We start from the raw sequence: 11,663 nt of genomic DNA, 5'->3' as shown, positions 1-11,663 counted from the left end.
TTTTACCCCTCCATTAATAATAATTCTGGATTATTTAATAATCTCTTAATATGGTTCATTGCGTTTTGACCAGTAGCACCATCAATTTGTCTGTGGTCAAAGCTTAATGATAATGATAACACAGGTGCTGCAACAATTTCTCCATCTTTAACGATAGGTTTTTGAGCTATACGGCCAATACCTAAAATCGCTACTTCAGGGTGATTGATTACAGGAGTGAACCATTGTCCACCAGCTGAACCGATATTACTGATTGTACAAGTTGCGCCTTTCATTTCATTAGCTTGTAATTTACCATCACGTGCTTTTACAGCTAATTCGTTAATTTCATCTGAAATTTGGAACATTGATTTATGATCAGCATTTTTAACTACTGGTACTAATAAACCGCGATCAGTATCTGCAGCTATACCTATATTATAGTAATGTTTATGAACAATTTCACCATTTTCTTCATCAAATTCAGTATTTAATGCTGGGTATTTCTTAAGTGCTGATACTAATGCTTTAACAACATATGGTAAGAATGTTAATTTAGTACCTTGTTCCGCAGCAACTTCTTTGAATTTTTTACGGTGATCCCATAGTTCTTGTACATCAATTTCATCCATTAATGTTACATGAGGAGCTGTTTGTTTAGAGTTAACCATTGCTTTTGCAATTGCTTTACGCATAGCAGGTATTTTCTCACGAGTTTCTGGGTAAGCACCTTCTGGTACTTGTGCAGTTTGTGTTGCAGTATCTTCAGTTGAAGCTGATTGAGCTTCTTCTGTTGTACCTTGTTCTGAAGTGCTTCCGCCATTTAAGTATGCTTCAACATCTTCTTTTAAGATACGTCCATTTTTACCTGAACCTGAAACTGCTTTAATATTTACATCGTTGTCACGTGCAAATTTACGAACAGAAGGCATTGCGATTACGCGTTTAGAATCGTCAACTTCTTCAGATTTTTCACTTTCTTGAGCAGATTCTTCTTTAGTTTCTTCTGCTTTTCCTTCTTGTTTAGGTTCTTCGTCGTCATCATGACCTTTGAACTGAATACCTTCAGCGTCAGGAGCATCAATTTTAACAATTGTGTCACCAACAACAGAAACAGTTCCTTCTTCGACCATAACTTCTTCTACTTTACCTGAAACAGGTGATGGAATTTCTACGACTGATTTATCATTTTGAACTTCACATAATACATCGTCTTCTTGAATTTCGTCGCCTGCTTTAACAAACCATTTTACAATTTCACCTTCGTGGATACCTTCACCGATATCTGGTAATTTAAATTCAAATGACAAGATTTTTTCCTCCTAAATATAAATCTGTATTTTTAGTACAAATTAAAATTCTAATGTTTCTTTAGCTTGTGCTACGATATCTTTTTTGTTTGGTAACCAAACACCTTCAGCTTGTGTGAATGGGTAAATAGTATCAGGAGCTGCTACACGTGCAATTGGAGCCTCTAATGATAGAACTGCTCTTTCAGAAATCTCAGCAACTACAGTAGCACCAACGCCAGCTTGTTTTTGAGCTTCTTGAACGATGATAACACGGTTAGTTTTTTCAACTGATTTTACGATTGTTTCAACATCGATAGGTTGAACAGTGATTAAGTCGATTACTTCTACTGAATAACCGTCTTTTTCTAAATCTTCTGCTGCTTTAAGAGATTCTTGAACCATTGCACCGTAAGTAACAATAGTTAAATCTGTACCTTCACGTTTTACTTTCGCTTTACCGATTTCTACTTCGTACTCTTCTTCAGGTACTTCTTCACGGAATGAACGATATAATTTCATGTGTTCTAAGTAAACGACAGGGTCGTCACTACGAATAGCTGAAATTAATAATCCTTTAGCATCATATGGGTTTGAAGGAATGATTACTTTCAAACCTGGTGATTGTGCCATTAAACCTTCTAAGTTATCTGCGTGTAATTCTGGAGTGTGAACACCTCCACCGAATGGTGCGCGGATAGTTACAGGTGCAGCTTTTGAATCACCTGAACGGAAACGGTGACGTGCAATTTGTCCAGCGATTGAGTCCATAACCTCAAATACGAAACCAAAGAATTGGATTTCCATGACAGGACGGTAACCTTCAAGCGTTAAACCTAAAGCTAAACCACCAATACCTGATTCTGCTAGTGGTGTATCAAATACACGATCTTCGCCGAATTCTTTTTGTAAACCTTCTGTAGCACGGAATACACCGCCGTTTACACCAACGTCTTCACCGAATAATAAAACATCTTCGTCTCTTTTTAATTCGTTTTGAAGCGCATTGTTAATCGCTTGAATCATTGTCATTTGTGCCATGACTTACTTCGACTCCTTCTCTTTGTAAATTTCATATTGTTCAGCCAAGTTTTGAGGCATTTCATCGTACATAATTTCCATTAAATCAGTAACTTTTTGTTTAGGCGTATTATCTGCCTCTTTAATAGCTGTTTTAATTTCTTCTTTTGCTTTTTCCATTACTTCGTTTTCTTTTTCTTCAGACCATAAGTTTTTAGCTTCAAGATATTTTCTGAAACGTACTAATGGATCTTTCTTTTCCCAATCTGAATCTTCATCAGATGTTCTGTAACGTGTTGGATCGTCACCAGCCATTGTATGTGGACCATAACGATAAGTTAATGTTTCGATTAATGTTGGACCTTCACCGTTAACAGCACGTTCACGCGCTTCTTTAGTGATTGCATAAACTGCTAAAGCATCCATTCCGTCTACTAATACGCCTGGAATACCAACTGACACTGATTTTTGAGCTAATGTCTTAGCTGCTGTTTGTTTATCACGTGGAGTTGAAATCGCGTAGTTGTTATTTTGAATTACAAAGATAGCAGGTGCTTTATAAGCAGATGCGAAGTTAATACCTTCATAGAAGTCACCTTGTGATGAACCACCGTCACCAGTATATGTGATTGCTACATTTTTCTTCCCGCGTTTTTTAAGACCTAATGCAACACCAGCTGTTTGAATAAACTGAGCACCGATGATGATTTGTGGACTTAATGCGTTCACACCTTCTGGGAATTGGTTACCAATAAAGTGTCCACGTGAGAATAAGAACGCTTTAGTTAATGGTAAACCATGCCAGATTAATTGAGGTACATCACGGTAACCTGGAAGTACATAGTCTTCTTTCTCTAATGCATAATGTGAAGCTAATTGAGAAGCTTCTTGTCCTGCTGTTGGTGCATAGAAACCTAAACGACCTTGTCTATTTAAAGAAATAGAACGTTGGTCAAGGACACGAGTCCATACCATTCTTTCCATTAATTCAACTAGTTCTTCGTCAGATAAGTCCGGTAATAAGTCATTATTTACGACATTTCCTTCTTCATCTAAAACTTGAACCATTTCAAACTTAGACTCTATTTCATTTAAAGTCGCTACTGCATCGAATTGGGCTTTTTTTCTCGGAGCCATTCAATTCACCATACCTTTCCCTATATTAAATAATCATTTCTTAATTAGTTTAACACAAAACTGTTTTACTGTTAAATAAAAAATACTTACATAATAAAAAGCCTTTGATTCAAGGCTTTTATACGTCTGTATTACAACATCATAACAACTGTACTAATACATATCAATTATTTAAAATCTGTGCTACATCTTGTTTTTCTTGTTGAACTTTTTTTAATTGATTTTGATAATCTGTAACAACTTTTTCTGTTTTTTTATTTTCTTCAGTTAATTTTTCCGAACGTTCATCTGCACCTTGTTGTGTTGCTTTATCTTTCGATAAATAACCGAATAATTCTTTTTCTGCTTTTAGAACACCTTTATATCCTTTTATTACTTCTTCATGTGTTTTATATTTTTTATCTAAGATATTTTTTAAATCTTTAGCTTCTTTTATCTGTTCATCGTCTTCTATCACTTTATAGTCTTTTTCGGATGTTTCAAATATCTCTTTTGAATCTTTCATTGCTTTATCTTCTTTATCGATTATCGCTTCACGATCATCAACGCTTTTTGTAATTTCTTCAGCAATAGACTTAAATTCATCACCTTTAGCTTTATTTAATTTTTCAATTTTAGATACTTTTTCTTTTTCTGCTTTTGTCATTTCTTCATTTAAATCTACGATGACCTTCTCTTTTTTATTTGCTTTTTCTATTTTTTTGTAAAATGATTCTAATGAATCTGTTGATTGACCACAAGCTGTTAATAACATAGTGGCTGTTAAAGTTAATGCGCCGATTTTCTTGCCAATCATATGTATTTCCTCCTTACTAATCTATGTTTATGTTACTCTGTTTTTTTTATTTATACAATTAATATTAGATGTAAATACGATGAATTTTTGATATATTTTATATGAGGAAGGTGCATGAAAATGATAACTATGGAAAATATTATACGTGACGGCCACGAAACACTTAGAAAAAAAGCCGATGAAGTAGCAATACCTGTATCTAAAGAGGATCAAGAAACTTTAAACGAAATGTTAGAATTCCTTAAAAATTCTCAAGATGAAGAACTAGCAAAAAAATATGGACTTCGCTCTGGAGTTGGTCTTGCAGCTCCTCAAATAAATGTTTCTAAAAAAATGTTAGCCGTTTATATCCAAGATGATGGAAAAGGAAATAAACTTGAACTTCAACTCATTAACCCTAAAATTGTGAGCCATAGTGTTCAAAAAGCATATTTAAACGGCGGTGAAGGTTGTTTAAGTGTTGACGAATCTATACCAGGATTAGTGCACAGAAACTTTAAAGTGACGATAGAAGCTTTTGATATTGAAGGCAATCCATTCAAAAAAAGGTTTAAAGGATATCCAGCAATTGTCCTACAACATGAAATTGACCATTTGAATGGCATAATGTTCTATGACTATATTAATGAAGAAGATCCATTTAAAGTGGTAGACGATGCTGTAGAAATTAATTAACAATACAAAAAGAGAGTCTGGGACAATTATTTATGTCCCAGACTCTTTTTCATAGTTTTAAGTTTTAAATTATAGTTACATAAATTCATCTCTACGTTCTATAAATTTAATATTTTCTTCTCTTAATGATTTTTGAATTAATTCTAATTCATCTAGATTCAACCACTCTGGATCTTTATTATGTCGAATGTAGTGTGGATCTTGTTTTACATTATTTACTGTTTCATCATAATTATAAATCATAACAACTTCATTTTGGCGAATATTAAATTCAATACCTTTAAAATGTTTATCTGATCTATTTTTTTCAGCTTTTACAGTTTTTATAATACGTTCAACTTTATCCATAACATTCACTTCCTATTCATCTATCAATCCTAATTTCACACATGCATCGTATATGCCATTCTCGTCTACACTTTTAGTTTCATAATCACAAACTTCTTTTAAAGCGTCTACAGCATTTCCCATAGCTACTCCACAACCAACTTCAGTTAACATTTCAACATCGTTCGGTCCATCGCCAAACGCTACGACTTCATTTAATGAAAATCCTAACTCTTTACTCAACTCTTTAATGCCTTCTGCTTTAGAACGATTGTTAGGTACAACGTCTCTGCTTAAAGTATGCCATCTATAAAACTTTAAAGATTCAAATTGGTTATCATATTTATAATCTTCATCAGCAGTATGGAATATAAGCGCTTGATATACTGGATGATCTAAATAATATGTATTGTGATATTGTGGATAATCCATTTTCAAAGTACCTAAGCTTTCTGAAATATGAAGATTGTTTTCTTCACTTGCGTATACGTTTGTGTCTCCAAAGAAAACTAAAGGATGATTATTTTTGTGTGCTTTTTCAACGATTTGTGTTAATTCTTCCTTATTCAATGGATATTTACCTATTACTTCTCCATCATGAACAACAATTTGTCCATTTAATGAAACAAACGTTTGAATATCAGTTTCTTCAATTACGTGCTTAAACATGTAAGGTGCGCGTCCAGTAGCAATTCCAACTATGTGACCTTTTTCTTTTAATTTTTTTATTGCGGTTATTGTTGATTGAGGTATTTCTTTATTTTCATCATAAATTGTACCATCTATATCTAGAAATATTAATTTCTTTTCCAACTATCATCGCCTCCTCCGTTCTATTCTAGTCCATTCTGAGTATATATGAAAGATTTAGTTAAATAACTTTATTTATATCTAATTATCATGTAAAATGAACTTATTAAAAAGGTATTTATATATTTAATTTAAATACCTCTCAAAATGAACGGGACTCAAATTTCAAAAATTGACTAACCCTAGCCTTAAACTAGGGCTTTATTTATGTTAATCAACTAGGAGGATTATATATATGGCAATATTTAAAGTATTTTATCAAGAAGACAAAAGTGAAGTTATTGTACGTGAAAGTACACAAACTAAGTATTTCGAAGGACAAACAGAAGAACAAGTGAGACGTTATTTATCAGATCGTAATTATAATATCGAATTTGTCCAAAAATTAGAGGGCGCTCATTTAGATTATGAACAAAAATCAGAACATTTTAATGTGGAGAAAATCTAAATGAAACCCATCCAAAAAAATGAAGTAGGTGTATATGCACTGGGAGGACTCGGTGAAATAGGTAAAAACACGTACGCCCTCGAATATCAAGATGAAATAATCGTAATAGATGCTGGTATTAAGTTCCCAGATGACGATTTGCTTGGTATCGATTACGTGATACCTGATTATACTTACTTAATACAAAACAAACATAAAGTAAAAGCTTTATTCATTACACATGGACACGAAGACCATATTGGTGGCGTCCCTTATCTACTTAAACAATTTAATGTTCCCATATACAGTGGTCCATTAGCTTTAGGTTTAATTAGAAATAAATTAGAAGAACATCATTTACTAAAAACTGCACAACTCAATGAAATAACTGAAGACTCTGTGTTTGAATTTAAACACTTTAAAATCTCATTTTATTTAACAACACATAGTATACCTGAAGCATACGGTATTATAGCTGATACACCTCAAGGTAAAATTGTTCATACTGGTGACTTCAAATTTGATTTCACACCTGTTGGACAACCAGCAAATATTGCTAAAATGGCTCAATTAGGTGAAGAAGGCGTACTTTGTTTACTTTCAGATTCTACTAACTCTGAAGTTCCTAACTTTACACTAAGTGAAAAAGAAGTTGGACAAAATGTAGATGAGATTTTCCGTAAATGTACAGGAAGAATTATTTTTGCGACTTTCGCATCAAATATATATCGTGTACAACAAGCTGTTGAAGCTGCCGTTAAATACAATCGTAAAATTGTAGTATTCGGTCGTTCAATGGAGAACAACATTAAAATTGGTACTGATTTAGGATATATTAAAGTACCACCTGAAACATTTATTGAACCTAATAAAATCAATACTGTGCCTAAGCATGAAATATTAATTTTATGTACAGGTTCTCAAGGTGAACCAATGGCTGCTTTATCTAGAATAGCTAATGGCACACATAGACAAATCAGTATTATACCTGATGATACAGTAGTATTTAGTTCTTCCCCTATTCCAGGTAATACAAAGAGTGTTAACAGAACAATAAACGCGCTTTATAAAGCTGGAGCAGATGTTATCCATGGTAAGTTGTCGAATATTCATACATCTGGACACGGTTCTCAAGATGAACAAAAATTAATGCTTCGTTTAATTAAGCCGAAATATTTCATGCCGATTCATGGTGAATATAGAATGCTTAAGAAACACAGTGAAACAGGTGTTAACTGTGGCGTTGATCCTGATAATATATTTGTATATGAAATCGGTGATGTATTAGCACTTACAAAAGATTCTGCACGATACGCAGGACGCATACCTTCTGGAAGTGTGTTCGTAGATGGAAGCGGAATTGGAGATATAGGCAACGTTGTTATAAAAGACCGTAAAGTATTATCAGAAGAAGGTTTAGTAATTGTAGTTGTAAGCATTGACTTTAAGACAAAGCAATTGCTTTCTGGTCCTGATATTATATCTCGTGGTTTTGTATACATGAGAGAATCTGGTCATTTAATTTATGATGCACAACGATTAATTAAAAAGTCAGTAATTGAGAAATTAAATAATAATGATAAAGTTGAATGGCATCATGTTAAAGCAACAATAACAGAAGCGTTACAACCGTATTTATACGAAAAAACTGCTCGTAAACCAATGATTTTACCAATCATTATGAAAATCAAATAATAGAGAATAGGATATAATCCCTTTTCTCAAGTCAAACACCGCAATCCGTTGATTTCTCTTTCGGATTGCGGTGTTTGTTTATTTCGTTTTAAAAAGTATATAGTCTTCTATTTTTGTTATAACTAACAAAGATTTGAGTACATAAAATTAAATCATAGAAAATATCGCGCTAACGGGCTTGTTTATAATCACTAGCTCGTTAGAAATTGTAATGGGCTTGTCTCAAATTTCTTGCACGTTAGAGTAATGTATCATATGTGTTTAGGGTAAAATTTAAAAATAAGAGTCTGGGACATAAATAATTGTCCCAGACTCTCTTTTTGTATTGGCAGTATATGACTGGTATGAAAATGCGCTTATAACAAGCTTTTTTCATACCTAGTCATCCTTGCCGGGGTGGGACTACGAAATCTTTTTAATAAAATGAGATTTCTGTCCCACTCCCTTATTTTGTATTATTCATTTACTAATTTCTTTTCAAAACGATTTAAATCATTGTCGTGTCCGATAACAATTAAAATATCATTAAATTCAATACTTTCATTTGGATCTGGTGCTACAATAATGTCTTTACCTCTTTTTACAGCTATTATATTAATGCCGTAATTAGCTCGGACATCCAATTCCAGTATAGAATTACCTGCAAGCTTTTCTCCTGCTTTTATTTCAACAATTGAATATTCATCCGATAACTCTAAATAATCTAATACAGATGCGCTTGCAACGTTATGTGCAATTCTTCTACCCATATCTCTTTCTGGATGTACTACGGTATCTGCACCAATTTTATTCAAAATTTTCGCATGATAATCATTTTGAGCTTTAGCTGTTACTTTCTTTACACCCAACTCTTTAAGAATTAACGTTGTTAAAGTACTTGCCTGTATATTCTCACCTATCGCTACAATGACATGATCAAAGTTACGTATACCTAAACTTTTCATAACCGCTTCGTCAGTTGTATCTGCTATAACAGCATGTGTGGCAATATCACTAAATTCATTCACTCTAGCTTCATCTGAGTCAATGGCCATTACATCCATATCTAGCGCGTTTAATTCTCTAACAATACTACCACCAAAACGCCCTAAGCCAATTACTACATATTCTTTACTCATGATACGCCTCCATACTTATCCTGAAATTATTTTTTACCTTTAACGTAATCTGCATCAAAGATAAACAATCTTAATAATAATATAAGCGATGGAACTAGTAAAAGTAAACCTAAAATAAATGCTATGACTAACATAAGCGCCATTTGTTCATTTACGACAGCTTTATCAATATTAATATATGGTTCAAGTATATAAGGTAATTTACTTAAGCCATATCCAAAGAATGCTGTTCCAAATTGTAACAGAATCATCGTAAATGCAAAACCATGCGCCTTTTTAAGATATATCAATACTACAGCAATAATGAAGAATACCATACTTAAAGCAAATAACCACCAATAATTTTCAATCGCATTGGTAAAGTGTCTTTCATTATGTTGTCTTAATGATAAGAAAACAAACTGACAAATAATAATCATTGGAAGTGCCCAAATTAAGAACCATTGTCTTAATAAATGATAAGCTTCAGTATCTTTTGCTTTATTAGCATAGTACGTTAAGAAACCTGATGAGATATAGAGTACTGAGATAATAGCTAAGAACACTACTGCCCAAGCATAAGGACTTAATAATAGTGTCATCCATTCTAAGTGAACACCACTTGATGTTTCTTTAATATATCCACCTTCAGCAATTGTTAAAATTGTCGATAATGATGCCGGAATAAGCAAACCAGTAGCACCATACAAGAACAACCATGATAATTTACTATCTTGTCCGTAGTTTTCAAATGCGTAGAAACTACCACGAATTGTTAATAATATTAGAGCTATACTTCCTGGTATCAATAATGTTGAACCAAAGTAGTAAGCTGAATCTGGGAAGAATCCAACGATTCCTACAAAGAAGAATACGAAGAATACATTTGTAACTTCCCAAACAGGGTTTAAATATCTGGAAATCAATCCATTTATAATATGATCTTGTTTAGTTAATTTCGCATGGAAAGAAAAGAATCCTGCCCCGAAATCAATTGCACCGATAACAATGTAGCCATATAAGAAGAGCCAAAGTACTGTGACACCTATGTGTTGATAATCCATTATACTTCACCCCTTCTTTCTATAACTTTATTTACATCATCTGTTGCTTTACTGTGACTAAACATTCTGATTAATACATAACTTGATGAAATACCGAGTACTAAATAAAGTATAGCAAAAGCAATAAACACTAGACTTAAACCATCAGCGTTTGTAGCAGCTTGTGCCACTTTTAAATAGCCCCTTAAAATCCATGGTTGTCTACCCATTTCTGCTAAGAACCATCCACATTCAATCGCTAGCATTGCTAGTGGTCCAGTTAGCACAGTTAAGTATAATAATGGTTTGTTAAATTGCGACCATTTTTTCGTCCATTTTAAAACAACAAACAGTGCTGATACAACAAAACAATAAACTCCAAAGAATACCATTAAGTCAAAGAAGTAATGTATAATGAGTGGTGGTGTTTCATCACTCTTAAAGTCATTTAAACCTTTCACTTCTGTATTAAAGTTATTATCAGATAAGAAACTTAAAGCACCAGGAATTTTAATAGCGCCTTTAACTTCTTGGCTCTTCTCATCTACATAACCAAATAATACTAAATCGGCCTTGGATTCACTTTCAAAGTGCCATTCCATAGCTGCTAATTTTTCAGGTTGTTCATCATGTAAAAATTTAGCTGATAAATCCCCTGCAAGCATTGATAATAAACTCGCAACCAAACCAACTATCATTGTTAATTTAAGTGCTTTTTTATGATATTCTCTATCATCGATGAATTTATTTTTAATAAGTCTATAAGCTGCTATACTTGCTAAAATAAATGCGGCAGTCATAAACGCTGTTGCTACAACGTGAAATGAACGTACTCCAAATGAAGCGTTAAACATAGCTGCAACTGGATCAATATTCATCAATTTACCGTTGATAAAATCAAATCCTCCAGGCGTATTCATGAAAGAGTTCACTGATGTAATGAAAAACGCTGAGAATGTACCACCTATAATAACTGGTAAGTTAATTAAAAAGTGTGTCCATCTTCCTTTAAATCTATCCCAAGTGTACAAATAAATACTTAAGAAAATTGCTTCAAAGAAAAATGCAAATGTTTCCATAAATAATGGAAGGGCAATAACTTGTCCACCTAACTGCATAAATGATGGCCATAATAATGATAATTGTAGCCCGATAATTGTTCCCGTAACTACACCGACTGCTACAGTTATTGTGTAACCTTTTGACCATCGTTTAGCCATTGCAATATACATAGGATTATTTTTCTTAATCCCTATGAATTCTGCGATAGCAAACATTAGCGGTATACCTACACCTATCGTTGCAAATATAATATGAAAACCTAATGTCATTGCAGTTAGTAAACGACTTACAACTACTGCATCCATA

General features: G+C 33.1%; 12 protein-coding genes. 3 read left to right on the top strand and 9 right to left on the bottom strand.

Going from position 1 to position 11,663, the window contains the following annotated elements; genetic code table 11:
- Positions 1-2: 2 nt before the first annotated feature.
- From ACO6VN_RS04245 to ACO6VN_RS04230, 4 genes are all read right to left on the bottom strand, one after another.
- Positions 3-1,289, bottom strand: a complete 1,287-nt coding sequence (locus ACO6VN_RS04245) for a dihydrolipoamide acetyltransferase family protein (protein ID WP_422404275.1) — start codon at positions 1,287-1,289, stop codon at positions 3-5.
- A 42-nt stretch (positions 1,290-1,331) separates the two neighbouring features.
- Positions 1,332-2,309, bottom strand: coding sequence for an alpha-ketoacid dehydrogenase subunit beta (locus tag ACO6VN_RS04240; RefSeq protein WP_064211626.1), 978 nt, complete (start codon positions 2,307-2,309; stop codon positions 1,332-1,334).
- 3 nt (positions 2,310-2,312) lie between these two features.
- Positions 2,313-3,425, bottom strand: coding sequence for a pyruvate dehydrogenase (acetyl-transferring) E1 component subunit alpha (pdhA, locus tag ACO6VN_RS04235; protein ID WP_064204119.1), 1,113 nt, complete (start codon positions 3,423-3,425; stop codon positions 2,313-2,315).
- A gap of 163 nt (positions 3,426-3,588) precedes the next feature.
- Positions 3,589-4,221 (bottom strand): YkyA family protein, encoded by a 633-nt coding sequence (locus ACO6VN_RS04230; RefSeq protein WP_422404274.1) that lies wholly within the window; start codon positions 4,219-4,221, stop codon positions 3,589-3,591.
- Positions 4,222-4,341: 120 nt separating this feature from the next.
- Between ACO6VN_RS04230 and def the strand changes: the two genes are divergently transcribed.
- Positions 4,342-4,896, top strand: coding sequence for a peptide deformylase (gene def / locus ACO6VN_RS04225; RefSeq protein ID WP_064204134.1), 555 nt, complete (start codon positions 4,342-4,344; stop codon positions 4,894-4,896).
- A gap of 75 nt (positions 4,897-4,971) precedes the next feature.
- Here def and ACO6VN_RS04220 read toward each other — a convergent pair whose 3' ends face one another.
- Both ACO6VN_RS04220 and ACO6VN_RS04215 read right to left on the bottom strand, forming a co-directional pair.
- Positions 4,972-5,244 (bottom strand): hypothetical protein, encoded by a 273-nt coding sequence (locus tag ACO6VN_RS04220; RefSeq protein ID WP_064204121.1) that lies wholly within the window; start codon positions 5,242-5,244, stop codon positions 4,972-4,974.
- 12 nt (positions 5,245-5,256) lie between these two features.
- Positions 5,257-6,036: a Cof-type HAD-IIB family hydrolase gene (locus ACO6VN_RS04215; RefSeq protein ID WP_064204122.1), complete on the bottom strand. Its 780-nt coding sequence runs from the start codon at positions 6,034-6,036 to the stop codon at positions 5,257-5,259.
- Positions 6,037-6,268: 232 nt separating this feature from the next.
- On the opposite strand from ACO6VN_RS04215, the gene ACO6VN_RS04210 reads away from it, so the two are divergent.
- A complete protein-coding gene (locus ACO6VN_RS04210; protein ID WP_064204123.1) occupies positions 6,269-6,481 on the top strand; it encodes a DNA-dependent RNA polymerase subunit epsilon in 213 nt (70 codons plus the stop codon).
- Positions 6,482-8,155: a ribonuclease J1 gene (rnjA, locus tag ACO6VN_RS04205; protein ID WP_064204124.1), complete on the top strand. Its 1,674-nt coding sequence runs from the start codon at positions 6,482-6,484 to the stop codon at positions 8,153-8,155.
- Positions 8,156-8,610: 455 nt separating this feature from the next.
- Here the strand turns inward: rnjA and ACO6VN_RS04200 are convergent, their stop codons facing one another.
- Genes ACO6VN_RS04200 through ACO6VN_RS04190 form a run of 3 tightly spaced genes read right to left on the bottom strand, consistent with a single transcriptional unit; the run spans position 8,611 to position 11,662 of the window.
- Positions 8,611-9,273 carry a potassium channel family protein gene (locus ACO6VN_RS04200; RefSeq protein ID WP_016999685.1) on the bottom strand — a complete coding sequence of 221 codons (663 nt, stop codon included), beginning with the start codon at positions 9,271-9,273 and terminating at the stop codon, positions 8,611-8,613.
- A 26-nt stretch (positions 9,274-9,299) separates the two neighbouring features.
- A complete protein-coding gene (locus tag ACO6VN_RS04195) occupies positions 9,300-10,316 on the bottom strand; it encodes a cytochrome d ubiquinol oxidase subunit II (protein WP_016999684.1) in 1,017 nt (338 codons plus the stop codon).
- Complete coding sequence (locus ACO6VN_RS04190) at positions 10,316-11,662, bottom strand: cytochrome ubiquinol oxidase subunit I (protein WP_016999683.1); 1,347 nt, start codon at positions 11,660-11,662, stop codon at positions 10,316-10,318. Before ACO6VN_RS04190 ends, ACO6VN_RS04195 begins: the two co-directional genes overlap by 1 nt.
- Position 11,663 lies beyond the last annotated feature (1 nt).

The sequence above is a fragment of the Mammaliicoccus sp. JADD-157 genome, from assembly GCF_049310805.1.
GTDB lineage: Bacteria > Bacillota > Bacilli > Staphylococcales > Staphylococcaceae > Mammaliicoccus > Mammaliicoccus lentus.
Note: the sequence above shows the minus strand (reverse complement) of the source record. Positions and strands in the feature narration are given on the sequence as shown.

Coding starts and splice junctions, on each gene's coding strand:
- ACO6VN_RS04220 (WP_064204121.1), bottom strand. CDS start 5,244: ATGGATAAAGTTGAACGTATTATAAAAACTGTAAAAGCTGAAAAAAAT.
- pdhA (WP_064204119.1), bottom strand. CDS start 3,425: ATGGCTCCGAGAAAAAAAGCCCAATTCGATGCAGTAGCGACTTTAAAT.
- ACO6VN_RS04240 (WP_064211626.1), bottom strand. CDS start 2,309: ATGGCACAAATGACAATGATTCAAGCGATTAACAATGCGCTTCAAAAC.
- def (WP_064204134.1), top strand. CDS start 4,342: ATGATAACTATGGAAAATATTATACGTGACGGCCACGAAACACTTAGA.
- ACO6VN_RS04230 (WP_422404274.1), bottom strand. CDS start 4,221: ATGATTGGCAAGAAAATCGGCGCATTAACTTTAACAGCCACTATGTTA.
- ACO6VN_RS04210 (WP_064204123.1), top strand. CDS start 6,269: ATGGCAATATTTAAAGTATTTTATCAAGAAGACAAAAGTGAAGTTATT.
- rnjA (WP_064204124.1), top strand. CDS start 6,482: ATGAAACCCATCCAAAAAAATGAAGTAGGTGTATATGCACTGGGAGGA.
- ACO6VN_RS04190 (WP_016999683.1), bottom strand. CDS start 11,662: ATGGATGCAGTAGTTGTAAGTCGTTTACTAACTGCAATGACATTAGGT.
- ACO6VN_RS04200 (WP_016999685.1), bottom strand. CDS start 9,273: ATGAGTAAAGAATATGTAGTAATTGGCTTAGGGCGTTTTGGTGGTAGT.
- ACO6VN_RS04195 (WP_016999684.1), bottom strand. CDS start 10,316: ATGGATTATCAACACATAGGTGTCACAGTACTTTGGCTCTTCTTATAT.